This window comes from Marinobacter sp. Arc7-DN-1, from assembly GCF_003441595.1.
Taxonomy (GTDB): Bacteria; Pseudomonadota; Gammaproteobacteria; order Pseudomonadales; family Oleiphilaceae; genus Marinobacter; species Marinobacter metalliresistant.
The window spans coordinates 3,516,133-3,538,825 of the sequence record NZ_CP031848.1; the positions used below are offsets into that span (position 1 = coordinate 3,516,133).

23 protein-coding genes and 1 other RNA gene are annotated in these 22,693 nt (G+C 57.5%); 21 read left to right on the forward strand and 3 right to left on the reverse strand.

Annotation, left to right across the window (positions count from 1 at the left end):
• The first annotated feature begins 54 nt into the window (after positions 1-54).
• The 12 genes from D0851_RS16505 to D0851_RS16560 all read left to right on the forward strand — a co-directional run bounded on the left by D0851_RS16505 (position 55) and on the right by D0851_RS16560 (position 10,491).
• Entirely contained in the window at positions 55-1,605 is a 1,551-nt protein-coding gene (locus D0851_RS16505) for a 2-isopropylmalate synthase (protein WP_117619603.1), read from the forward strand.
• 36 nt (positions 1,606-1,641) lie between these two features.
• Positions 1,642-2,454 carry a 2-isopropylmalate synthase gene (locus tag D0851_RS16510; RefSeq protein ID WP_117619604.1) on the forward strand — a complete coding sequence of 271 codons (813 nt, stop codon included), beginning with the start codon at positions 1,642-1,644 and terminating at the stop codon, positions 2,452-2,454.
• A complete protein-coding gene (rimI, locus tag D0851_RS16515) occupies positions 2,454-2,939 on the forward strand; it encodes a ribosomal protein S18-alanine N-acetyltransferase (protein ID WP_117619605.1) in 486 nt (161 codons plus the stop codon). Before D0851_RS16510 ends, rimI begins: the two co-directional genes overlap by 1 nt.
• An 88-nt stretch (positions 2,940-3,027) precedes the next feature.
• Complete coding sequence (gene prfC / locus D0851_RS16520) at positions 3,028-4,608, forward strand: peptide chain release factor 3 (RefSeq protein ID WP_117619606.1); 1,581 nt, start codon at positions 3,028-3,030, stop codon at positions 4,606-4,608.
• Positions 4,609-4,630: 22 nt separating this feature from the next.
• Complete coding sequence (locus tag D0851_RS16525; RefSeq protein ID WP_117619607.1) at positions 4,631-5,416, forward strand: TatD family hydrolase; 786 nt, start codon at positions 4,631-4,633, stop codon at positions 5,414-5,416.
• Positions 5,417-5,616: 200 nt separating this feature from the next.
• On the forward strand, positions 5,617-6,045 hold the full coding sequence (gene rplM / locus D0851_RS16530) for a 50S ribosomal protein L13 (RefSeq protein ID WP_117619608.1): 429 nt from the start codon (positions 5,617-5,619) through the stop codon (positions 6,043-6,045).
• Between the two features lie 12 nt (positions 6,046-6,057).
• The gene (gene rpsI / locus D0851_RS16535; RefSeq protein WP_117619609.1) at positions 6,058-6,450 is read left to right on the forward strand and encodes a 30S ribosomal protein S9; all 393 of its coding nucleotides are present in this window, start codon (positions 6,058-6,060) and stop codon (positions 6,448-6,450) included.
• Between the two features lie 242 nt (positions 6,451-6,692).
• Positions 6,693-7,289, forward strand: a complete 597-nt coding sequence (gene petA / locus D0851_RS16540) for a ubiquinol-cytochrome c reductase iron-sulfur subunit (protein WP_117619610.1) — start codon at positions 6,693-6,695, stop codon at positions 7,287-7,289.
• On the forward strand, positions 7,289-8,521 hold the full coding sequence (locus tag D0851_RS16545) for a cytochrome b (RefSeq protein ID WP_117619611.1): 1,233 nt from the start codon (positions 7,289-7,291) through the stop codon (positions 8,519-8,521). The genes petA and D0851_RS16545 overlap by 1 nt, the downstream gene beginning before the upstream one ends.
• On the forward strand, positions 8,521-9,276 hold the full coding sequence (locus D0851_RS16550; RefSeq protein WP_117619612.1) for a cytochrome c1: 756 nt from the start codon (positions 8,521-8,523) through the stop codon (positions 9,274-9,276). The genes D0851_RS16545 and D0851_RS16550 overlap by 1 nt, the downstream gene beginning before the upstream one ends.
• Positions 9,277-9,385: 109 nt before the next feature.
• A complete protein-coding gene (locus D0851_RS16555; RefSeq protein WP_117619613.1) occupies positions 9,386-10,015 on the forward strand; it encodes a glutathione S-transferase N-terminal domain-containing protein in 630 nt (209 codons plus the stop codon).
• Positions 10,016-10,074: 59 nt separating this feature from the next.
• Positions 10,075-10,491, forward strand: a complete 417-nt coding sequence (locus D0851_RS16560) for a ClpXP protease specificity-enhancing factor (protein ID WP_227539560.1) — start codon at positions 10,075-10,077, stop codon at positions 10,489-10,491.
• Positions 10,492-10,532: 41 nt separating this feature from the next.
• Here the strand turns inward: D0851_RS16560 and D0851_RS16565 are convergent, their stop codons facing one another.
• The 3 genes from D0851_RS16565 to D0851_RS16575 are packed head-to-tail and all read right to left on the reverse strand — an operon-like array spanning position 10,533 to position 13,449.
• On the reverse strand, positions 10,533-11,123 hold the full coding sequence (locus D0851_RS16565; RefSeq protein WP_117620441.1) for an SIS domain-containing protein: 591 nt from the start codon (positions 11,121-11,123) through the stop codon (positions 10,533-10,535).
• Between the two features lie 8 nt (positions 11,124-11,131).
• Positions 11,132-11,500, reverse strand: a complete 369-nt coding sequence (locus D0851_RS16570; protein ID WP_117619615.1) for a YraN family protein — start codon at positions 11,498-11,500, stop codon at positions 11,132-11,134.
• Between the two features lie 17 nt (positions 11,501-11,517).
• Positions 11,518-13,449, reverse strand: a complete 1,932-nt coding sequence (locus D0851_RS16575) for a penicillin-binding protein activator (RefSeq protein WP_227539331.1) — start codon at positions 13,447-13,449, stop codon at positions 11,518-11,520.
• A gap of 75 nt (positions 13,450-13,524) precedes the next feature.
• Between D0851_RS16575 and rsmI the strand changes: the two genes are divergently transcribed.
• The 9 genes from rsmI to mraY all read left to right on the forward strand — a co-directional run bounded on the left by rsmI (position 13,525) and on the right by mraY (position 22,688).
• Positions 13,525-14,421: a 16S rRNA (cytidine(1402)-2'-O)-methyltransferase gene (gene rsmI, locus D0851_RS16580; protein WP_117619617.1), complete on the forward strand. Its 897-nt coding sequence runs from the start codon at positions 13,525-13,527 to the stop codon at positions 14,419-14,421.
• Between the two features lie 54 nt (positions 14,422-14,475).
• Positions 14,476-14,826: RNase P RNA component class A (gene rnpB / locus D0851_RS16585), an RNA gene on the forward strand.
• Between the two features lie 305 nt (positions 14,827-15,131).
• The gene (gene mraZ / locus D0851_RS16590) at positions 15,132-15,584 is read left to right on the forward strand and encodes a division/cell wall cluster transcriptional repressor MraZ (protein ID WP_117619618.1); all 453 of its coding nucleotides are present in this window, start codon (positions 15,132-15,134) and stop codon (positions 15,582-15,584) included.
• Complete coding sequence (rsmH, locus tag D0851_RS16595) at positions 15,581-16,564, forward strand: 16S rRNA (cytosine(1402)-N(4))-methyltransferase RsmH (protein WP_117619619.1); 984 nt, start codon at positions 15,581-15,583, stop codon at positions 16,562-16,564. Before mraZ ends, rsmH begins: the two co-directional genes overlap by 4 nt.
• Positions 16,565-16,566: 2 nt before the next feature.
• Positions 16,567-16,971 carry a cell division protein FtsL gene (ftsL, locus tag D0851_RS16600; RefSeq protein ID WP_117619620.1) on the forward strand — a complete coding sequence of 135 codons (405 nt, stop codon included), beginning with the start codon at positions 16,567-16,569 and terminating at the stop codon, positions 16,969-16,971.
• A 33-nt stretch (positions 16,972-17,004) separates the two neighbouring features.
• Positions 17,005-18,744 carry a peptidoglycan D,D-transpeptidase FtsI family protein gene (locus D0851_RS16605; protein ID WP_117619621.1) on the forward strand — a complete coding sequence of 580 codons (1,740 nt, stop codon included), beginning with the start codon at positions 17,005-17,007 and terminating at the stop codon, positions 18,742-18,744.
• Between the two features lie 4 nt (positions 18,745-18,748).
• Positions 18,749-20,233, forward strand: a complete 1,485-nt coding sequence (locus D0851_RS16610; RefSeq protein WP_117619622.1) for a UDP-N-acetylmuramoyl-L-alanyl-D-glutamate--2,6-diaminopimelate ligase — start codon at positions 18,749-18,751, stop codon at positions 20,231-20,233.
• A complete protein-coding gene (locus D0851_RS16615; protein WP_117619623.1) occupies positions 20,230-21,618 on the forward strand; it encodes a UDP-N-acetylmuramoyl-tripeptide--D-alanyl-D-alanine ligase in 1,389 nt (462 codons plus the stop codon). The genes D0851_RS16610 and D0851_RS16615 overlap by 4 nt, the downstream gene beginning before the upstream one ends.
• Complete coding sequence (gene mraY / locus D0851_RS16620) at positions 21,603-22,688, forward strand: phospho-N-acetylmuramoyl-pentapeptide-transferase (protein WP_117619624.1); 1,086 nt, start codon at positions 21,603-21,605, stop codon at positions 22,686-22,688. Before D0851_RS16615 ends, mraY begins: the two co-directional genes overlap by 16 nt.
• The last annotated feature ends 5 nt before the right edge of the window (positions 22,689-22,693 follow it).

The window sequence follows — 22,693 nt, forward strand, 5'->3', positions numbered from 1 at the left end:
GAGTGATATACTCCCGTTAATTCCTATTCTTTGGTGTTCCTGACAGAGGGGCTTATGTCTGCAACTGAGCATTTGGTTATCTTCGATACAACGCTCCGTGATGGTGAGCAAAGCCCCGGCGCCACCATGAACAAGGCGGAGAAGCTCCGTATTGCCAAAGCGCTGGAAAGGCTTCGCGTTGACGTTATAGAGGCGGGTTTTGCCATTGCCAGTCAGGGTGATTTCGAGGCGGTGAAATCAATCGCCGAGTCGATAAAAGACTCAACGGTCTGTAGCCTTGCCCGGGCGCTTGATAATGACATCGACCGTGCCGCCGAGGCGATCAGACCGGCCGAGCGTGGCCGTATTCATACCTTCATTGCCACCTCTCCAATCCACATGAAGCACAAGCTCCAGATGCAGCCAGACGATGTTGTCGGGCAGGCTGTGCGGGCAGTAAAGAGAGCCCGTAGCCACGTGGACGATGTGGAGTTTTCCTGCGAAGACGCCGGCCGTTCCGAGCTTGATTTTCTGTGTCGTATCATTGAGGCGGCGATAGACGCCGGAGCCCGCACCATTAACATCCCGGATACCGTGGGCTATGCGATTCCCGAACAGTTTGGCGAAACCATTCGTCAGCTCCTGAATCGCATTCCCAATGCCGATAAGGCGATTTTCTCGGTGCATTGTCACAACGATCTCGGCCTTGCCGTGGCCAACTCGCTGGCCGCTGTTTCCCAGGGAGCTCGCCAGGTAGAATGCACCATAAATGGTTTGGGTGAGCGTGCCGGTAACGCTGCTTTGGAAGAGGTTGTGATGGCCGTTCGTACCCGTCAGGATCTGTTCCATATCGATACCCGAATCGAGGCACAACATATTGTCCCGGCTTCGCGCCTGGTCTCGACCATCACCGGTTTCCCCGTTCAGCCCAACAAGGCCATTGTCGGCGCCAATGCCTTTGCCCATGAGTCCGGCATTCATCAGGATGGTGTTCTCAAGCATCGTGAGACCTATGAAATCATGCGTGCCCAGGATGTGGGCTGGCACACCAACAGTCTGGTATTGGGTAAGCATTCCGGCCGAAATGCCTTCCGCACGCGGTTACTTGAGCTGGGTATCCAGTTCGAAACCGAGACAGAGCTGAATGAGGCGTTCACGCGGTTCAAGGCTCTGGCGGACCTGAAACACGAGATTTTCGATGAAGATCTGCAGGCGATCGCCAGTGATACCCGCCAGAAGGAGGAAGATGGCCGTTACGGTCTGGTCTGTATGCAGGTCTGTTCGGAAACCGGCGTGGTTCCCAAGGCAAATCTCACACTGACGATGGATGGCAAAGAGCACAAGGTGGAAGCCGAAGGCAGCGGCCCTGTAGATGCCACGTTCAAGGCCATTGAGTCCCTGGTGGACTCCGGATGCAACCTCCAGCTTTATTCCGTCAACAATATCACCAGTGGTACCGACGCCCAGGGCGAGGTAACGGTGCGTCTTGAGCGGGGCGGTCGGATCGTTAACGGCGTTGGGGCCGATACCGATATCATCATCGCTTCTGCAAAGGCCTACATTGAAGCCCTTAATCTGATCAGCAAAGGCGGCATTCGGCAACATCCACAGGTAGCGGATGTCTGAAGTTTTACAACTGCTTGGAAACCACAGGCGAGCTCAATGATTAGGTCAGAAGCAGAGCGCCAGTTCTATCTGGGAGCGGCAGGCATCCGTGTATGGTATGCCCGCCAGCCACTGCCTGGTGCGGCGCCGAGTCCGGAATTTGAATTCCCGGAAGAGGCAGCTGTTGCGGAGGTTCCGCTGGAAATTTCCGAGCCTGCCTCTCGCCCGTGCGGGGTTTCCGGAAAAACGGCCCGGTCAGTGCCGTCGGTCAGGAACCGCAATCAGGGTGCCGCACGAATTGCCGATCTGCAGGCGTTGATGGAGGGCGGTACCGGGGCTTTGGAGAAGCCTGCGTCTGAGTCTCCGGAACAGGAATCTCCGGTGGGTGCGGACCAGAATTCGCCGCAACCAGAGCCTGCAGGTGAGGTTGTCGCAGGAGTTCCGGAGAACCCGGTCAGAAATATAAGCCTGATGCTCCTGGCCGGCGATAATGTTGCCCTCATAGCAGCCATATCGGCCGAAGCCAGTACCCGGCTCCAGGAAACCCTGGCGCTGAACATTCTCAAGAGTCTGGGCGAACAGGGGGGGCGGGTTTTGGGCCACGTGCGCTGGCCCGTGTTCAATAATCTTCTGGTTCCCGGAAATTCTACCGGTGACCTTGTTGAGGTGATGCGCAATGTCCTGTCCGGGCTGGATCACCAGAAAGTTGTTGTGCTGGGAACCGAGGCCGAGACCGGAAAAGATTGGCTGGCAGAAGCCCTGGGGCGCGATATAACGGTTAATTTCCAGCACTCTCTCGCTGAACTTGCCGGCGATCCCGCTATGAAGCGTTCGCTCTGGCATCAGCTCAAGGCTATGGCAGGCCGCTGATGCCCTGTCCGGAGCCTTACCAGTGCGTGATGGAGGCAGACCTTCTGTTTCGGCCGCTGGTGCCAGAGGACATCACCGCGGTATTGGATATTGAGCTGCAGGGTTATTCTTATCCGTGGAGCGAAGCGGTATTCCTCGACTGTTTCAAGGACAGTTATCGCTTCTGGGCAGCCTGTCAGGGCGAATCGCTTGTGGGATACGCGGTTGTCACCTACGTGGTCGGCGAGGCGCACCTCCTGAATATTTGCATGCACCCCCGAGTTCGTGGCAAGGGAGTCGGCCGACAGCTTCTGAGGCATGTGCTCGCTGCCGCGTCCCATGAAGGCATGTCACAGCTTTTACTGGAAGTGCGAGCCAGCAACAAAGCTGCCATAGCGCTCTATGAAGATGAGGGTTTCAGGGAAATAGGGCGTCGCCCCGGGTACTACCCTTCAGCCAATGGCCGGGAGGATGCCCGGGTGATGGTTCTTGGCCTCGGCCAGTGACCGGCATTGCTTGTGTTCGCGTAACAGCTGGTTAGGCCCTATAATAGCGGCCTTTTCCAGAACATCAGATTCAGGTTGCTCTCCGACTATGTCTAACCTTTCCCAGGAAGTGGCCAAGCGCCGCACCTTCGCGATTATCTCGCACCCGGACGCCGGTAAAACCACCATTACCGAGAAGGTCCTGTTATTCGGCCAGGCGATTCAGAAGGCCGGTACCGTCAAAGGAAAGAAGTCCGGCCAGCATGCCAAGTCGGACTGGATGGAAATGGAGAAAGAGCGTGGTATTTCCGTGACCACATCGGTCATGCAGTTTCCCTATGGTGGCAAGCTGGTGAACCTGCTGGATACGCCGGGTCATGAGGATTTTTCCGAAGATACGTATCGTACCCTGACGGCGGTCGATTCCTGCCTGATGGTGATCGACAGTGCCAAGGGCGTTGAGGAACGGACCATCAAGCTGATGGAAGTCACGCGTTTGCGTGACACCCCCATTATTACCTTCATGAACAAGCTGGACCGGGATACCCGGGATCCGGTGGAGTTGATGGACGAAGTTGAGGATATTCTGAAAATTGCCTGCGCGCCAATTACCTGGCCGATCGGAATGGGCAAGAGCTTCAAGGGCGTTTACCACCTGCTCCGGGATGAGGCGATTCTTTATCAATCCGGTCAGGGCCACACCATTCAGGAAAAACGGGTTATCGCAGGGCTGGATAACCCGGAGCTGGAACAGGCGGTTGGGGCATACGCCGAAGACTTGCGGGATGAAATCGAGCTGGTCAAGGGCGCTTCCCATCAATTTGATCAGGAAGCCTTTCTCGCAGGTGAGCTGACACCGGTATTCTTTGGTACCGCTTTGGGCAACTTCGGCGTCGACCACATGCTGGACGGTTTGGTGGAGTGGGCGCCGGAGCCGCAGCCCCGGGAAACCGACCAGAGGCTGGTGCAGCCGGCCGAAGACGGGTTTTCGGGATTTGTGTTCAAGATCCAGGCAAACATGGATCCCCAGCACCGAGACCGTGTGGCGTTCCTCCGCATCGTATCCGGTAACTACAGTCAGGGTATGAAGGCCCGTCATGTGCGCATCGGCAAAGAGGTGCGTTTTTCCGACGCACTGACTTTTATGGCCGGTGATCGGGAACACGCCGAAGAGGCCTTTGCGGGCGACATTATTGGCCTGCACAATCACGGCACCATTCAGCTGGGTGATACGTTCACCGCCGGCGAAGACATGAAATTTACCGGGATTCCGAATTTCGCTCCGGAACTGTTCCGCCGTATCCGACTCAAGGATCCGCTCAAGGCCAAGCAGCTCCAGAAGGGCCTGATACAGCTGTCCGAGGAGGGCGCCGTTCAGGTCTTCAGGCCGCTCCGTAACAACGATCTTATTGTGGGTGCGGTAGGTGTGTTGCAGTTTGATGTGGTGGTCAGTCGTCTGAAAAGCGAATACAAGGTCGAGGCCGTCTATGAGCCGATTAATGTGGCCACTGCCCGCTGGGTGACCTGCAATGACGAGCGGAAACTCGATGAGTTCCAGCGCAAGAACAACGACAACCTGGCGCTCGATGGCAGCGACCGGCTGGCCTATATTGCCCCGACCATGGTAAACCTGAATCTGGCCCAAGAACGGTACCCCGACATACAGTTCCACAAGACCCGGGAGCACTGAAGGCGCCTGGGCGGAGGTGACTTTGCAACTGATCGACGCCCACTGCCATTTCGATTTTCCACAGTTTGACGGCCGTCGCGAGACGGAGCTTGAGCGGGCTCGCTCCCGCGGTGTCAGTCGTTTGGTCATACCTGGTGTGCGCCGACCGGACTGGGGCAGGGTTCGGCGAACAGCGCTGGCCCATGAGGGTCTGTTTTACTGTCTGGGGATTCACCCGTGGTTTGTGGATGAGCATTCCGGGCAAGACCTCGTTGCGCTTGAGCAGTTGCTGGCGAGTAAGCCCGAGCGTTGTGTCGCAATCGGCGAGTGCGGGCTGGACCGGCTCAGGGGAAGCCTTGAGGCTCAATGGCCCTGGTTTGAGGCTCAGGTGAGTCTGGCGTCCGAACTGAATATGCCGCTGGTTATTCACTCGGTTAAAACCCATGATGAGGTGCACGGCCTGCTCAATCGCAGGCAGTGGAGTGGTCGGGCCTTGATTCACGGTTTTTCCGGAAGCTTTCAGCAGGCGGAAAAGCTGGTCGATCTGGGCTGTTTCATAGGGGTTGGCGGAGTGATTACCCATCCCCGGGCGCGCAAGACCCGCGATGCCATTGCAAGGCTGCCAACTGAATCCCTGGTGCTCGAGACAGACGCACCGGATATGGCACCTGAAGGCGTCCGGCCGGGGCGGAATTCTCCGGTCTATCTGCCGCAAATTCTGGACATTCTGGCAGAAATCCGGGGGGTGGAACCGGAAGCGCTGGCGCTGGCGCTAAAGGGTAATGTGTCGAGATTATACGGATGGCCCGCTGCCGGTATAGGGGAATAACGAAACAGCGCGAGACAGGGTTGGATTTCCCGGGTGGTTCGAGTATACTTCGCGCCCTGGCTTTTCAAGGCGATGTCACTATCTCAGCCCCGAATAGTGTCACTGCCGACCAACTAACAGGTATAGAGACCCCTCCGGATGCAAAGCATTTACCGGTGGTGGTTTTTAACGTTTCTTATATAGCGTTCAAGGCGGAATCAATGAAGACTCTGAGTGCGAAACCAGAAACAGTAAAGCGTGACTGGTACGTTGTAGACGCAGCCGGCAAGACGCTGGGTCGTCTGTCAACCGAAATCGCCCGTCGTCTGCGGGGCAAGCATAAGCCTGAGTACACCCCCCATGTAGACACTGGCGATTACATTGTTGTGATCAATGCGGGCCAGGTGCGGGTGACTGGCAACAAGGCATCTGACAAGATGTACTATAGTCACACCGGCTTTCCGGGTGGAATCAAGTCCATCAACTTCGAGAAGCTGGTCGACAAGGCGCCCGAGCAAATTATTCAGAAGTCTGTCAAAGGCATGCTTCCGAAGGGTCCGCTCGGCCGCGCCATGTTCAAGAAGCTGAAAATCTATGCCGGCGCTGAGCATCCTCACGCAGCCCAGCAGCCCAAAGAACTCGACATTTAACGGAAGGCGGATATGTCTGTAGCACAAAATTACGGTACTGGTCGCCGCAAGACATCCACGGCTCGAGTCTTTATCAAGCCGGGAAGCGGTAATATTTCCATCAATGGTCGCTCTATCGAAGATTTCTTCGGTCGTGAGACTCTGCGCATGATCGTTCGTCAGCCGCTTGTGGTTGCTGAATCTACCGATCGTTTCGATCTCAACATCACCGTTAAGGGTGGTGGTATCAGTGGCCAGGCTGGCGCGATTCGCCACGGCCTAACCCGGGCACTGATGGATTATGATGAAACTCTGCGTCCAGCTCTGCGCAAAGCGGGTTATGTTACCCGTGACGCCCGTGAAGTTGAGCGTAAGAAAGTGGGTCTGCGCAAGGCGCGTAAGCGTCCTCAGTACTCCAAGCGTTAATATTGCTGGAGCAGATCCTGAAAAACCCGGCCCCTTCGGTCGGGTTTTTTTATGTTCGGATGATTTGCCAGCAAATTGATCTGGAGCAGGGATAAGGCGCCAGTCGTGGCTTTCCGACTTGTAAGCCCCTGGTAATTTCATTACCATTTGTTCGCTTATATTTTTGGGTTGTGAAGTCCTTTTAGATGCACATTGCCGGCGGAATTGCCGGCTGTGACATCGCCTGATGGGAGAAAACCATAATGAGTAATGGCGACGTAAGCCAAGGCCGGCGCCGGTTTCTGATCGGTGCTACGTCTGTGGTGGGTGGAGTCGGCGTCGTCGGTGCGGCCGTTCCTTTCGTGGCATCCTGGAATCCCAGTGCCAAAGCGGAAGCAGCAGGTGCACCGGTAACCGTCAACATCAGCAAAGTTGAACCGGGTCAGAAGATTACCGTCGAGTGGCGGGGTAAGCCGGTCTGGGTTATCCGCCGAACAGAGGAAATGCTTACAAATATCAAAAAGCAGACCGACCGGCTGCGGGATCCGAATTCGGAAGAGCCCCAGCAGCCTGAGTATATCACGGATGGCACTTTCCGCTCCCTGAAGCCGGAAATTGCCGTGATGGTTGCTATCTGCACTCATCTCGGTTGTGTTCCAGCGTATCGTCCGGAAATCGCGCCGGCCGATCTGGGCGAGAAATGGCTGGGTGGCCTGTTCTGCCCCTGCCACGGGTCCCGCTACGACATGGCGGGCCGGGTTTACCTGTCGCAGCCTGCCCCCCTTAACCTCGAGATTCCGCCTTATCGCTTCGACGATGACGCGACCGTCACGATTGGTCTTGATCCGGAGGCAGCGTAATGCAAAAGCTGATTAGTTGGGTAGACGAGCGTCTGCCAATTGTTGACGCCTGGAACAAACACCTTGCCAAGTATTACGCGCCGAAAAACTTTAATGCGTGGTACTTCTTTGGTTCCCTGGCCATGTTGGTGCTGGTCAACCAGTTGGTTACCGGTATCTGGCTGACCATGAGCTACAACCCGACCTCGGAAGGTGCGTTCGCCTCCGTCGAGTACATCATGCGGGATGTTGAGTGGGGGTGGCTGCTTCGCTATCTGCACTCCACCGGTGCGTCCGCGTTCTTCATTGTGGTGTATCTCCACATGTTCCGGGGCCTGATGTATGGCTCATACCAAAAGCCCCGTGAATTGATCTGGCTGTTTGGCATGCTGATCTATTTGGCGCTGATGGCTGAGGCTTTCATGGGTTATCTGCTGCCCTGGGGGCAGATGTCCTACTGGGGCGCTCAGGTTATCGTTAACCTGTTCGGCGCGATTCCGGTGATCGGTGACGACCTGTCCCTGTGGGTTCGCGGAGATTACCTGATTTCCGGCATAACGCTTAACCGCTTCTTTGCACTGCACGTGGTTGCCTTGCCGATCGTACTGCTGGCTCTTGTGGTGCTGCATATACTGGCGCTGCACGAAGTCGGATCGAATAACCCCGACGGTATCGAAATCAAGAAGAACAAGGACGAGAACGGCATTCCTAAAGACGGCATTCCGTTTCACCCTTACTATTCGGTCCATGACCTGCTCGGCGTGGCGGTCTTCTTCTTCATCTTCTTTGTCGTAGTCTTCTATTTTCCGGAAGTGGGTGGCCTGTTCCTGGAGAAGCCAAACTTTGAGCCCGCCAATCCGCTCAAGACTCCTGAGCATATCGCTCCTGTGTGGTACTTCACGCCGTTCTACGCCATGCTGCGTGCGGTCACCTTGGAGCTGTTTGGTCTGCCGGCGAAGTTCTGGGGTGTGGTTGTGATGGGTGGCGCCATTGCGATTCTGTTTGTCCTGCCGTGGCTTGACAGGAGCCCGGTCCGCTCCATCCGTTACAAGGGCTGGCTGAGCAAGATTGCGCTTGCGGCTTTTGCAGTGAGCTTCGTTGTGCTCGGCTACCTTGGGCTGGTGCCGGCGACCGAGGGGCGCACGATGGTCGCCCAGATTCTGACGGCGGTATACTTCCTCTATTTCATTCTGATGCCGTTCTACACGCGCATTGAGAAAACCAAGCCAGTTCCAGAGAGGGTGACAGGATAATGAGAAAGCTGATCTTTGGTCTTTTCATCGCATTCCTGCCGGCCCTGGGGCTGGCAGCCGGAGGTGCTGCGTCTCTCGACGCGTTTGAGTCAGATCACTCTGATAAGGCGTCTCTGCAGCGTGGTGTAGCTACATTCACCAACTACTGCATGGGGTGTCATTCCATGGAATACGCCCGCTACAAGCGAGTGGCCGACGATCTGGAGATCCCGGCTGAGCTTTATGAGGCGAATCTGATCTTCACTGGCGCCAAAATCGGTGAGCTGATGAAAAACTCCATGAACAAGGACATGGCCGCCGACTGGTTTGGCGCGCCGCCGCCTGACCTGACCCTGGAAACCCGTCTGCGTGGTGAAGCCTGGGTCTATTCCTACCTGCGTGGTTTCTATAAGGACGAGACGCGTCCGTTCGGCGTAAATAATGTCGTGTTCCCCTTGGTGGGTATGCCACATGCGCTGGTTGGGCTTCAGGGGCTTTGCGCTGTAGAGCCGCACATCGGTGTTGAGGCCAGTGTCGAGCCGCTTAGTGGCAGCATCAATAACGCCGATGTCTGTCCTGAGTACGCGATTGAGGGCAGCATGACAGGCGCCGAGTTTGACCAGGCCATGTACGACCTGACCAACTTCATGTCCTACATGGCCGATCCGGTCAAGCTGGAGCGTGAGCGCCTGGGGATTTTTGTCCTGATCTTTGTCGCCATCTTCTTTGTGTTCGCTTACCTGCTCAATCGTGAGTACTGGAAGGACGTACACTGAGAAATAGGGTATAATCCCGTCCCCTGAGTTCCAGCGGGCAATAACCGGCCCGCTGGATTTTTGCGTTTTTTCAGGATCATTTCGGTTTGTTTACTCGTGAGGTAGTTCTATGGGCGTTGTGACCAAGCGGTCATCAATGACGTTTTTCTCGGATCCGGCCAGTCATTACAGTCACAGGGTGCGTATTGTTCTGGCAGAGAAGGGTGTTACCGTTGATATCGTTAATGTGGACCCGGACAATCCGCCGGCCGAACTGGCCGATCTGAACCCATACAACGCCCTGCCGACGCTGGTGGATCGTGATCTGGTGCTTTATGAGCCCAATATCATGATGGAGTACCTCGACGAGCGTTTTCCTCACCCGCCGTTATTGCCGGTTTATCCGGTCGCCCGAGCCAACAGCCGGCTGATGATCCATCGTATCCAGAAAGACTGGTGTGGTCTGGTTGACCGGATTCTGGCCCAGCCAAACGCCAAAGCTTCCGAGACGGCGCGTAAAGAGCTGCGGGAAAGCCTGCTGGCAACGGCACCGCTGTTCGGTGAAATGCCTTTCTTTCTGTCCGAAGAGTTCACTATTGTGGATTGCTGCATTGCGCCGATTCTATGGCGTCTCCCGACACTAGGTATCGACCTCGACGAAAAACAGGCCAAGCCGCTGCAGAAATACATGGACAGCATTTTCAGCCGGGAGGGTTTCAAGGCAAGCCTGTCTGATCTGGAAGAAGACATTCGCAGCTGATTTGGAAACGTTCCGCTGGCCGGAGCAGGAGAGTGGCAGTGGCTGAGAGCAAAAACACCATGACGTCCAGCCGTCCGTACCTGGTACGTGCTTTCAATGAGTGGATTCTGGACAATGACTGTACGCCCTACATTGTGGTGGATGCAGGCATTCAGGGTGTGCAGGTGCCGACCGAGCATGTGGCAAACGGGCAGATTGTTCTGAATATAAGCCCGGGCGCCGTTCGTGGCCTGGTCATCGGTAATGGTGCGCTGGAGTTCAGTGCCCGCTTCGGCGGTGTGCCCATGCAGGTGTTCATACCTCTGCAGGCGGTTATGGCGGTCTACGCGAAGGAGAATGGTGAAGGCATGGTGTTCGGCAGTGAGCCGGGCTCACCGGATCCTGATGGCACTACCCGCGAGCGCGACGGAGACCAGTCTCCTTCCGGGCAGGAGGATCGGCCCTCAGGAAGGCCGACGCTCAAGGTCGTTAAGTAGCCGTTTTTCCCGTTCCAGAAAGCCAGCGCAAGCTGGCTTTTTTATCCTCCGAAAAGCTTGCCGTCGATCAGCCCGCACAGCGCATTAATGATTAACAGTAGCAGGGGTGTTGCCTCGGTTGGGCTCAGGTTGTTGAGCGCGATCTCGTGGTCTTCGGGATGCATGAGAGAGGTAATGTCGGACTTCTCCCTGGCGCTGAGAACAACAACGCTCATTTCCCGGTCGTGGGCGGCCTGGATGGCCTGAATGAGGTTGGCTTTGTGGCCATCGTCAACGATCACAAAAAGCAGGTCTCCGGGCTTGCCGATTGCTCTGACCTGCCGCGAGAAGGTGTCGTTGAACCGGTTGTCCCGACAGATAGCTGAGTAGGTAGTAGCGTCTGCCCCGAGGTTGATGGCCGGTAGCGCGGGCCTGTCCTGTTCAAATCTGTTCAGGAGTGAGGTGCAGAAGTACTGGGCCAGTATATTGGCGTTACCATTGGCGCAGGTGATGATTTTTCCGTCCTGGAGCAGGGTGGCTACGAAGGCGTCTGCAACATCCTCAATGGCGGGGCCTGCGGTGCTTGCCGCCTGAGCCGTGTGCTCCATGTGGCTTGCGAACCACTGATTGATCTGGTGTTCCGTATCGGTCATCGTCAGTATCACCATCCTGCCAGAATTGCATTCCTGATCCATTGTACCCGGTATTTTTTGACGGTACCCGGGCTGATCGCAACCACGTCAATTCGTGAGACGCTATTCCAGAGCCCATGCCTGTGCAGATAAAACGAAACCGCCTTTATCAGTCGCTTCTGTTTTGGGTAATTGATGGAGCTTGCGGGGTCGACGAGGCTGCCGGGCCCCCGGTACCGGACTTCAAAGAAGACCAGCGTTTCGCCATCCCGGCCGATCAGATCTATCTCACCGCCGCGATTATAAACGTTACGTTCAACAATCCGGACACCGCGACTGGCAAGGTAGCGAGCCGCAACGCCTTCGAAGTGATTTCCCTGGGCTTTTGTGCCATCCATGGCGATTGAATTGTTCCTTAATTCTGTCTGGTGACCGGCATTGCCACATTTCGGGAAGAGGTGTCGGAGACTCCGGGCGTGAGCTTCGGCAGAAGTTCCGGCGTTCCGTTCCGGAATTGTGCCCATAGCTGTTCCCGGTGGATGCTGCCGTACGGTGTCATGGTCAGGACGCCGGTCTGCCCCGCAATCGAGGCGCTGTCGACCTGCCTGAGCAGTGGTAGCCGTTTGCTAAGGTGCCAGGCGTCTGCGCCCATGGCAAACAGTCGGCCTTGCTGGCCTCGGGTGCCTGACATGATCTCCGTGGCCCCTGCGCGAAGTTCGCTATCGTCCCCGAGAACCCAGGGAATATCGGTGAAAATAACCCCGTTCAGGTCACGGTCCCGGGAAGGCGATGGGGTGCCTTCGTAGATGATGGAGGGCGAATAAACGGGCAGGTCGCCCCCGAAATAGAAGGCAAACAGCGGCTTGAACTGGCGCGCGACCGTGGCCTCTGCCACCATGACGATGGCGTCCGCATCCTGACGACGGCGGGGCTCGAATTCAACGTTTATACCAATGGTGCGTTCGACCTGGATGGCCCGGTCACGGGATACGGTAATGCCAAGCAGGTCGGCTGTCACGGCCCTGAGATTGTCTTCCCTGAAGAAGCGTTCGATATCCAGGGCAACACCATCAGAGGCGGCGATCCGCTGCAGGAGCGCTTGTTCCACGCGGTCGCCCCACTCGCCTTGGGGAATAAGTACCAACACCTGACGCAGCCCTTCGGCCAACAGTCTGTCGGCTATCTGGCGCGCTTCATCTTCGGCTGACAGGCCAAACTGGTAGAGGCCGTCCGGTGCCTGGGTGCCGGATGGCAGGTAATTCAGTCCCAGAGCCGGTATCGGAAGAGTGTTCATGGAACCAAGTCCGGCGAGGGCCTCTTTCTCAAGAGGGCCGACCACCAGATCAATGTCCTGTTCTGAAAGCTCGCGATACAGTTCGCTGAACGGTGTTGCGGAGGTGTCAAAGATCCGGATATCGGTTTTACTGCGATTAGCGGAGTCGTCCAGGTAGTAGGCGGCAAGAAAACCGTCCCGAATCGCTTTCCCTGCTGTTGCCAGCGGGCCTTTAAGGGGCAGCGCCAGAGCGATTTTCTCGGGTCGGCTGTCGGCAAGTGTCGCGATCAGCCGCAGGTCGGACGGCAGCACCTGCGCGGCGGGATGGCCCGGCCAGTTGTTCTGCCAGCCGCGTATGATCCGACCCTGTTCATCGATGCCGATATCGGGTGCTCGTACAATCCTTGCCAGCTCCAGCCAGCCTTGGGCCTCATAGCCGATTGCATCCGCTGAGGCGGAATCCAGCTGGCCATCAGGTACTTGCTCCAGAAATGACCAGACCCGGTCATGAATTTGCTGTGCATCGGCAGTATTGTCGGTCTGGGCCAGCAATATGAGGGTCATGGCCGCGGACAACGGGTTTTCTGCAAGTGCGAAGGTGTCGGCTTGCAGATTTGCTGCCCGCGCCATCAGGTCTGCCGGGTAGTCGATGAAATCCGAAGGTGACATCCCACTGGCAAGTTCTTTTGCCCAGGATTTATCGGCAAGCGTCGTTGCGCTTGCCATGGACAGGAGCAGTTTCTGGTTTTCAAGTGCCGGTGCAGCTTGCGCCAGCCGCTCACTTTGGAGTAGCGTTCGGGCTGCCGCGTGGTCGCCCTGATCCTGGAACCGGCTGGCAATTCTGAGCAGGTAGGCCTGGGCCGTCTCGAGGTTGTCTTCCCTGCTGGCCATTTCAAGGGCCTGATCGGCAGTTTGCGCAATGTGCGAATCAAGATTGACGCTGGCACAACCGGCGGAAAAAAGGGCGGCGGCAAGAACGCTGGCCAGGGCTCGTTTATGGTTGCGGGTCTCTATCATGGCAAGCTCGATATACTCCGGATTATTGGGCTTGTGGCGCCAGACTAACGGTGGCAAGTTTAACAGCTCCGGGCTGAATTCACATGACGTAACTGTCACGGTCCGGGGGTTCCCATCAATGAGGCAGGCACTTTGAAAAATGTGGTCAGTGATTTCCCCTCTGGGGTGAGCCGGGAAGGTGCTTCAGGCGGAACGCTTTTTATTGTTGCTACGCCGATTGGTAATCTGGACGATATGTCTCCGCGCGCAACCAGGGTCCTGGCCGGTGTTGATGTGGTAGCCGCTGAGGATACAAGGCACAGTGGCCGGCTGCTGAATCATCTGGGCATTCAGAAGCGGCTGGTTGCGCTGCACGATCACAACGAAAAAGACCGTGCTGCCAGCTTGCTGGCGGAACTTGAAGCGGGGCGGGATGTGGCCCTGATTTCCGATGCCGGCACTCCGCTGATCTCCGATCCGGGCTATGTTCTGGTCCGTGAGGCCAGAGCCGCCGGATTCGTGGTCAGTCCCATTCCGGGTGCCTGTGCTCTGGTGACCGCGTTGAGTGCCGCCGGGTTGCCCACAGACCGGTTCCTGTTTGTGGGATTTCTTCCCGCAAAGCGTTCCGGCCGCCGCGCGAGTCTTGAGTCTCTCTCCAGTGAAGTTGCGACCCTCGTCTTTTACGAATCGCCCCACCGGATCCTCGAATCCGTGCGGGATATCGCCGAGGTTCTGGGGCCTGACCGGGAGATGGTGCTGGGCCGGGAAATCACCAAGACTTTCGAGACCTTCTATTCAGGCGCGGTGCACGAGGTTCTGGCCGAGCTGGAGCAGGACCCCCATGGCACCCGTGGTGAGTTTGTGGTGATGATCCGTGGTGCCGAACCTCGCGCTGACGATAGCGATGCGGCGACTCTGGATGTTGATCGGGTGCTGAAGGTGCTGCTGGCGGAATTGCCGGTAAAGAAGGTGGCGAAGATGGCCGCCGAATTGACCGGGCTTTCAAGGAACGAGCTTTATCGGCGGGCGCTGGCGCTGAAAGATGGTTGAGTGCCCGTGGCAGTTTCTCTTGCAAGGCTGTAGGCGCAGGAGTATTGTCACGGCCGAGCTCGCCAGACAGTCGCCGCCGGTTTCACCGGGGGAGGAAAGTCCGGGCTCCACAGGGCAAGGTGCCAGGTAACGCCTGGGCGGCGCGAGCCGACGGAAAGTGCAACAGAAAGCAGACCGCCTAAGCGCCTTCGGGCGACGGTAAGGGTGAAACGGTGCGGTAAGAGCGCACCGCGTGGCTGGCAACAGTCCACGGCGATGGTAAACCCCACCTGGAGCAAGACCAAATAGGAATCCAATGGCGTGGCCCGCGCTGGATTCGGGTAGGTTGCTTGAGGCCTGTGGTGACGCAGGCCCTAGATGAATGACTGTCCAAGACAGAACCCGGCTTATCGGCGAGCTCACTTTTTTATTCCCTTCATGTGAAGTCTGTCATTCTCAACAGATGTCTTTTATAGCCAAAAAATCTTAAACCTCACTTGTCTTCTTTAGATCTTTTTGCAGGTGTTTGATTTTACTTCTTTTCTTTTTCGTAATCTCACCATTTCATTGAATCCGGCTCTGTAACCTCTTGTCATAAAAGGAACTTTCCCGCGTGTGGCGCTGTTTGCGGCGCTTGCATTGTGTATTGCGTGTTTCTATAGTGTGCGGAAGTGGGAAAAAGTGGTTTCTAGTGGTTTTTTGTGGATTTCAGGCACCCAGAGACAGTGTGAATGAGTAATTTTCTCGGCAGTCATGCCATCAATATGGATGCGAAGGGTCGCCTGGCGATCCCTGCCAAGGTGCGCGAACAGCTCGCGCAGGCCTGTGGTGGGCGCATTGTATTGACGGCGAATGCCGACGAAGAGCGGTGTCTGCTGGTCTATCCCGAGCCCGAATGGGAAGTTCTGAGGCCCAAGATTGAGGCCCTTCCCAATATGAATAAGGCGGCCCGCCGACTGCAGCGTCTGATCCTGGGTAACGCGGCGCCCATGGAGCTGGACTCAGCCGGGCGCATCCTGATTCCCCCGACCCTGAGAAGCTACGCCCATCTGGAGAAAAAGCTGATGCTGATCGGGCAGGGCAAAAAGTTCGAGTTGTGGAGCGAAGAGCGCTGGTTTGCCTGGCTGGATGAGTCCTCCGATGACGATGACATGCCGCCCGAGATGGAGGCGCTGTCGCTATGACCTCCGATCGCAGGCAGGAAGCCGGAGCGTCTTATTCGCATCGCTCGGTGCTCCTGGATTCGGCGGTCGACTATCTGGTCAACGACCCCGACGGATACTACGTGGATGGCACTTTTGGGCGGGGTGGCCACAGCCGTCTGATTCTTGGGCGTCTGGGTGAGGCGGGCCAGCTGCTGGGTATTGATAAGGACCCCGAAGCAATCAGGGCGGCCCGGGGACTCGAAGCGAAGGACGGCCGCTTCCACTGTTTTCACGGCTCTTTTGCCGAGCTGGACACAGCCGTCACCGGGCAGGGCTGGAAATCGGTGAACGGTGTGTTGCTGGATCTTGGTGTCTCGTCACCCCAGCTTGATGACGCGTCCCGTGGTTTCAGTTTCATGCGCGATGGCCCATTGGATATGCGGATGGATACCGGGCAATCACCGACTGCCGCGCAATGGCTGGCAACGGCAGAAGAAGCTGAAATCGCAGACGTGATCTGGCGGTATGGGGAGGAACGCTTCTCCCGCCGTATTGCCCGGCTCCTGGTTCAGCGTCGGCAGGAAGTGCCTGTTGAGACGACTCGCCAGCTGGCGGAACTGGTCAGCGAGGCGGTGCCCAAAAAAGAGAAGCACAAGCACCCGGCCACGCGGACCTTCCAGGCGATCCGGATTTTTATCAACCGGGAGCTGGAAGATCTCGAAATTGGCCTCCGGGCGGCGGTCGATCGGCTGGCAACGGGTGGCCGGCTGGTGGTCATCAGCTTTCATTCGCTGGAAGACCGGCTGGTTAAACGATTTATGCGGGATCTGGCCCGCGGGCCCCAGATGCCCAAAGGTGTACCGGTGACCGCAGACCAGGAAGCGTCGGACTTCCGACTTGTTGGCAAGGCCAATAAGGCCGGTGCTGACGAAGTAAGCGACAATGTACGCGCCCGCAGCGCAGTCATGCGGGTGCTGGAACGCACTGATATCAGAAAAAACTCGCAGGGGAGCGTGTAGTCATGGGCGCGGTAGCCATTGAAGAGCCGGTTAAAACGGCAAAGTTGAACAAGCAGAAAGTCCGGGATGGCGTGGCAACGGCTGTTCGTATTTCACGGCAGGTTTTTGATGCCACACGGCAGGGCAAGGTCCTGGTGTCTCTTGCTCTGGTGGTGGTGCTGGTTGCTTCCTCCATTGGTGTTGTCGTGAGCGCTCATGAGAACCGTGGGCTTTTCAATACCTTGTCGCAGCTTCAGGCGGAGCGGGATCGGTACCAGAGTGAATGGAGTCAGCTTCTGCTTGAACAAAGCGCCCTGAGCGCTCATGGCCGGGTGGAGAATCTGGCGGCAGAGCGTTTCAATATGGTGGTGCCGGGGCGTCAGGACATTGTACTGGTACCTCTGATGTCTCCGGTTGCCAGTCAGTAACCAACGAAAACAACAACATTCAGGGTGATCGACGTGTCCGATCAGGGGAAGCAGACAACATGGGGGCAGCGTTTGGCGTCCGGGCTGGCAGCCTGGCGCTTTGGCTCCGTGCTGGGCGTCTTTCTCCTGGTTGTCGGGGTGCTGGGCTGGCGTCTGGTCGACCTGCATGTGGTCGACAACGAATTTCTGCGCAAGCAGGGGGATGTCCGGACCATGCGGGTTGAGGCCATCGACGCCCACCGAGGTGTTGTTACCGATCGATATGGTGAACCTCTGGCGGTCAGTACGCCGGTGCAGACCATCTGGGCCAACCCCTCCGAGACCGATCCCGCTGAGCCGCGTCTGACCAATCTTGCCCGGCTGCTCGACATCAGTGAAGCCTCCCTGCGTGAGCGGCTGAAGGAGTATTCCGGTCGTGAGTTCATCTACCTGCGCCGCAAGGTTCAGCCTGATCTCGCCAGACAGGCCCTGGCTCTGGATATTCAGGGTGTTTATGCGCGCCAGGAATACCGTCGTTACTACCCCGCAGGCGAAGTGACGGCTCACGTGGTCGGTTTTACAAATATCGACGAGCGTGGCCAGGAGGGTATCGAGCTGGCCTACAATCAATGGTTGTCCGGCGAATCCGGCCGCAAGCGGGTTCTCAAGGATAACCGGGGCAGGATTATCAAGGACCTGACGCTGATCAGGGACGCCCGCCCCGGTCGTAATCTCGCGCTCAGTATTGATCTGCGTCTTCAGTACCTGGCTTACCGTGAGCTAAAAGCCGTGGTAACCGCCCACAATGCCCGCGGCGGCACACTGGTCATGCTGGATGTCGATTCCGGTGAGGTTCTGGCAATGGTGAACCAGGGGTCTTACAACCCCAACGACCGCAGCCAGCTGGCAGCGGAAAACCTCAGAAACAAGGCCATCACTGATCTGTTTGAGCCCGGTTCAACCATGAAGCCGATCACCATGGCGGCAGCGCTGGAATCTGGTAAATATTCAGTCAATAGCACCATTGATACCAACCCGGGTTACCGGCGTTTTGGCCGTTTTACCATCCGCGATCATCGCAACTATGGCCTGCTGGGTGTGACTGACATTATTGTCAAATCCAGCAATGTGGGAATCAGCAAGATCGCTACCGATCTCGGCGGTGATGTTATCCGGGATCTGTATGCGCGAATGGGGCTCGGCCAGCCAACCGGGATCGGCTTTCCCGGGGAAGCCGTCGGTGTGCTGCCAGCGCCATCGAAGTGGCGGCCGGTGGAAGAGGCGACCCTGTCCTATGGTTACGGTATGAGCGTGAATGCTCTTCAGCTGGCACAGGCCTATATGGTGATTGCCAATGGTGGTGTGCATTACCCCCTGAGCCTTGTGAAGCGCGATGAAGAGCCCGAAGGCTATCGGGTGTTGTCCGAGCAGGTCAGCTATGAGGTCCGCAATATGCTCCGGCAGGTGGTTTCCCGTGGTACGGGAAAGCGGGCCCAGCCGGGATTCTATTCTGCCGGGGGCAAGACCGGAACGGTTCACCTGGTTGGCGATCAGGGCTATGAAGACAGTCAGTACAAAGCCATCTTTGCAGGTATCGCACCTATTGATAATCCGAGACTGGTTACGGTTGTGGCCGTTGATGCGCCGCAGTCCGGTGAATATTACGGCGGGGAAGTGGCAGCGCCGGTGTTCGCCAGGGTGATGAGTGACGCACTGCGACTACTGAATGTGAAGCCTGAACTGGACGTTGGGGAGGCAAAAACTGTTTCTCCAGCGCCCGGGGAGCGAGGGTAAGCCTATGTGCATCACATCTCTCAGCACTTTGTTGCAAGGAGTCATGGTGGTTCCGTCGGTCTTCGACGTAACTATCCATGGTCTGAAGACCGACAGCCGGGAGGTGGCCTCCGGCGACGCGTTTATTGCGCTGTCGGGGACCAGTACGCCCGCTGATTTTTATGTCGATGCGGCGATTAAAGCGGGTGCTACGGCTATCCTTCTGGAATCCGATCGGGCCACCGAATGCTCGGAACGACATGGGGCCCTGGTGGTCCCGGTGGTCGGTCTTCGTGGTTTGGTCGGGAGGATTGCCGATCGGTTTTTCGAACATCCGTCGCAACGCCTGCGCCTGATTGGTGTCACCGGAACCAACGGCAAGACGTCGGTTTGCCAGTACGTTGCCCAGCTCCTTAAAGAGACGGGAACACCCTGCGGTGTCCTCGGCACCCTCGGTTATGGCATGCCCGGTGCACTGCATCCGGCGACCCATACCACGCCAGACGCGGTTCAGGTGAACCGGGTTCTGTCACGGATCCTGAAACAGAACGGTCGCGCAGCTGTCATGGAAGTCTCCTCCCATGCCCTGGACCAGGGGCGAATCGACAACCTCACCATGACCTGCGCCGTGTTTACCAACCTGACCCGGGATCATCTGGATTACCACGGGTCGATGGCGGCATACGGCGAGGCGAAGGCCTGCTTGTTTGAGCGTGAGGAGTTGCACTTCTCTGTCATCAACTTTGACGACCCTTTCGGCCGGCAGCTATTTGATCAGCTGGCGGGCAAATGTGATCGCGTCCGCTACAGTCTGCACGAAGCCCAGACAGAACTCTGGTTGCGCGAATTCCGGCCAACCGATGAGGGCTTTGAGGCGGAAGTGGATGGTGAGTGGGGCCGGTTTGCTATTTCCGTTCCCCTGATGGGCAGTTTCAATGCCAGTAATGTGCTGGCGGCCATGGCCACAGTCCTGACCCTCGGCGTTCCGGTCGAGCGGGTGCAGCAGGCCACTGCCCGCCTGACACCGCCGCCGGGAAGGCTTGAAAGGTTTGGTGGTGCCAGCGGCGTCAGGGTGGTGGTTGACTACGCCCACACACCGGATGCCCTTGCCAATGCCCTTGCGGCGCTGCGCCCCCATGTTGCCGGAGACCTGATTTGTGTGTTCGGATGCGGCGGCGACCGCGATGCTGGCAAGCGTCCGGAAATGGCGCGGGAGGCTGAAAAGCTGGCGGACCGCGTTGTGGTGACCGATGACAATCCGCGCAGCGAAGACCCCGCTGTCATTGTCCGCGACATTGTTGCCGGGTTTACGGATACGGAGAAGGTTGCGGTCATTCATGACAGGGCTGAGGCAATCCAGACGGCTATCCGCACGGCAACCCCGGATGACCTGGTGCTTATCGCCGGAAAAGGCCATGAGGCCTATCAGGAAATCGCCGGCCAGAAGTACCCCTTCAGCGATGCCGAGCACGTTCGTCACATCTTGAAGCTGAACGGGGGTGTGGCATGATGCGCGCCTTTTCACTGGCCGAGGCCCGAAGCTGGCTGGGTGCCGAGTGCGAGTCTGATGATCTGTCGTCAGTGGTGTTTGGTGGAGTCTCAACCGATACCCGCACTCTTGAACAGGGGCAGCTGTTCGTTGCTCTCCGGGGCGAGAATTTTGATGGCCACCGTTTTTTGCGGCAGGCCCGCGAGCAAGGAGCCGCTGCTCTGGTTGTCGATGTGCCGGACAGCACCGTGTCGTTACCCCAGCTCGTGGTAGCCGACACGCTCATGGCCCTGGCGCAGCTGGCGGCCGGGAATCGCGGAGAGAGTGAAGCCAGAATCCTCGCCATCACCGGCAGCAGTGGCAAGACGACCGTCAAGGAAATGTGTGCCGCGATTCTGTCGCAGATGGGACCAACACTGTCGACCCGGGGCAACCTGAACAACCACATCGGTGTGCCGCTGACGCTGTTCGGTCTCTCGCCGGAGCACCGTTTTGGCGTTATTGAGCTGGGAGCCAGTGGGCTGGGCGAAATCGCCCATACGGTTGCATTGGCAAAGCCCGGGGTTGCTATTCTGACCAACGCGGGTCAGGCCCATTTAGAGGGCTTTGGCAGCTACGACAATATTGTGCTGGCCAAAGGCGAAATTATCGATGGGGTTGATGCCGAGGGCCTGGTGGTGCTGAACCGGGATGATCCGGCCTTCAGCCAATGGCAGCAACGTGCGGGTGGTCGCCGGGTTGTCGGTGTCAGCCGGCTGGATGCGGCAGCGGACTACCACGCCGTGATTGAGAGTCATGACGACGGCACCAGAGCCATTCAGGTGCACGGCCCGGACAACTGGCGCTGCCGGGTTTCGCTGGCGCTTGAGGGTGATCACAACATCACCAACATGTTGCTGGCCATTGCCGCAACCCGGGAGCTGGGTGCCGACGACCGGGCCATTATCAGTGGGCTGGGGCAGGTTGCGCCGGTTAAGGGGCGGCTACAGGTGTTGAACCTGTCGCCGGAACTGACGTTGATTGATGACAGTTACAACGCCAACCCGGCTTCGATGAAAGCTGCTTTGGGTGTTCTGGGTCAGCGGGCAGGGCAGAAGATTGCAGTCCTGGGCGCGATGGCAGAGCTTGGCCCGGACGCACGGGCGCTACACCAGGACGTGGGAGAGTGCGCCAGGGAGCATGGCATTGACCGAATGATCACTGTGGGGCCTGGCTGTGAGGGGTACGCCGATGGGTTTGGTGAGGGCACAGAGCCGTGTCTGACCCATGACCAGGCAGTCGAATCTGTTGTCAGGGCAAAAAACACACCGTTGACAGTGTTGGTCAAGGGTTCTCGTAGTTCCGCCATGGATCGCGTGGTGGAGGGAATTAAAGAAAAGGTGAATAACTCATGCTGCTCTGGCTGACAGAGGTCCTGTCACAATATTTTTCGGCACTGACGGTGTTTCAGTACCTGACCCTGCGCGGAATTCTGGGAACACTCACGGCCCTGCTCATTTCACTGATCATCGGCCCGGTTATGATCCGTAAGCTGAGCCAGTACCAGATTGGCCAGGCGGTGCGGGACGACGGCCCGCAAACCCATCTCAGCAAGGCCGGTACGCCCACCATGGGTGGTGCGCTGATTCTGGTCGCCATCGGTGTCAGCACCCTGCTTTGGGCGGATCTGGGAAATCGTTATGTCTGGGTCACCATTCTGGTGACTCTTCTGTTTGGTGCCATCGGCTGGGTCGACGACTATCGCAAAGTGGTCGAGCGAAACCCGCGCGGCTTGCCGGCCCGCTGGAAGTACTTCTGGCAGTCGTTGATCGGTGCCACTGCGGCGATTGTGCTCTATTTCAGTTCTGCCTTGCCCCAGGAAACCTCCCTGTATGTGCCGTTCGTCAAGCAGGTTTCCCTGACCCTCGGGCCGGTGCTCTTCATCCTGTTGAGCTACTTCGTCATTGTCGGTAGCAGCAACGCTGTCAACCTTACAGACGGGCTGGATGGCCTTGCCATCATGCCCACGGTCATGGTGGCCGGCGCGCTTGGCATTTTTGCGTACCTGTCCGGCCATGCCCAGTTCGCCAATTATCTTCTGATTCCGCACCTGCCCGGAACCGGTGAACTCATTGTGTTCTGTGGTTCCCTGGTGGGCGCTGGCCTGGGATTTCTGTGGTTCAACACCTACCCGGCCCAGGTCTTCATGGGGGATGTTGGCGCGCTCGCCCTCGGTGCGGCTCTCGGGGTGGTTGCGGTTATTGTCCGGCAGGAAATTGTGCTCTTCATTATGGGTGGTGTCTTCGTTATGGAGACAATCTCAGTGATCCTGCAGGTTGCCTCGTTCCGTCTGACCGGGCGCAGAATCTTCCGCATGGCCCCCCTGCATCATCACTTTGAATTGAAAGGCTGGCCAGAGCCCCGGGTTATTGTCCGGTTCTGGGTCATCACAGTCGTTCTGGTCCTGATTGGCATTGCCAGTCTGAAACTGAGATAGGAAAA

What these genes read in the sequence shown, in the direction of transcription:
- D0851_RS16545 (WP_117619611.1), top strand. Translation starts at nt 7,289, where the DNA reads ATGCAAAAGCTGATTAGTTGGGTAGACGAGCGTCTGCCAATTGTTGAC.
- D0851_RS16505 (WP_117619603.1), top strand. Translation starts at nt 55, where the DNA reads ATGTCTGCAACTGAGCATTTGGTTATCTTCGATACAACGCTCCGTGAT.
- rplM (WP_117619608.1), top strand. Translation starts at nt 5,617, where the DNA reads ATGAAGACTCTGAGTGCGAAACCAGAAACAGTAAAGCGTGACTGGTAC.
- D0851_RS16555 (WP_117619613.1), top strand. Translation starts at nt 9,386, where the DNA reads ATGGGCGTTGTGACCAAGCGGTCATCAATGACGTTTTTCTCGGATCCG.
- rsmH (WP_117619619.1), top strand. Translation starts at nt 15,581, where the DNA reads ATGACCTCCGATCGCAGGCAGGAAGCCGGAGCGTCTTATTCGCATCGC.
- D0851_RS16510 (WP_117619604.1), top strand. Translation starts at nt 1,642, where the DNA reads ATGATTAGGTCAGAAGCAGAGCGCCAGTTCTATCTGGGAGCGGCAGGC.
- D0851_RS16615 (WP_117619623.1), top strand. Translation starts at nt 20,230, where the DNA reads ATGATGCGCGCCTTTTCACTGGCCGAGGCCCGAAGCTGGCTGGGTGCC.
- rimI (WP_117619605.1), top strand. Translation starts at nt 2,454, where the DNA reads ATGCCCTGTCCGGAGCCTTACCAGTGCGTGATGGAGGCAGACCTTCTG.
- mraY (WP_117619624.1), top strand. Translation starts at nt 21,603, where the DNA reads ATGCTGCTCTGGCTGACAGAGGTCCTGTCACAATATTTTTCGGCACTG.
- D0851_RS16570 (WP_117619615.1), bottom strand. Translation starts at nt 11,500, where the DNA reads ATGGATGGCACAAAAGCCCAGGGAAATCACTTCGAAGGCGTTGCGGCT.
- prfC (WP_117619606.1), top strand. Translation starts at nt 3,028, where the DNA reads ATGTCTAACCTTTCCCAGGAAGTGGCCAAGCGCCGCACCTTCGCGATT.
- D0851_RS16550 (WP_117619612.1), top strand. Translation starts at nt 8,521, where the DNA reads ATGAGAAAGCTGATCTTTGGTCTTTTCATCGCATTCCTGCCGGCCCTG.
- ftsL (WP_117619620.1), top strand. Translation starts at nt 16,567, where the DNA reads ATGGGCGCGGTAGCCATTGAAGAGCCGGTTAAAACGGCAAAGTTGAAC.
- rpsI (WP_117619609.1), top strand. Translation starts at nt 6,058, where the DNA reads ATGTCTGTAGCACAAAATTACGGTACTGGTCGCCGCAAGACATCCACG.
- D0851_RS16610 (WP_117619622.1), top strand. Translation starts at nt 18,749, where the DNA reads ATGTGCATCACATCTCTCAGCACTTTGTTGCAAGGAGTCATGGTGGTT.
- D0851_RS16565 (WP_117620441.1), bottom strand. Translation starts at nt 11,123, where the DNA reads ATGACCGATACGGAACACCAGATCAATCAGTGGTTCGCAAGCCACATG.
- petA (WP_117619610.1), top strand. Translation starts at nt 6,693, where the DNA reads ATGAGTAATGGCGACGTAAGCCAAGGCCGGCGCCGGTTTCTGATCGGT.
- D0851_RS16560 (WP_227539560.1), top strand. Translation starts at nt 10,075, where the DNA reads ATGACGTCCAGCCGTCCGTACCTGGTACGTGCTTTCAATGAGTGGATT.
- mraZ (WP_117619618.1), top strand. Translation starts at nt 15,132, where the DNA reads ATGAGTAATTTTCTCGGCAGTCATGCCATCAATATGGATGCGAAGGGT.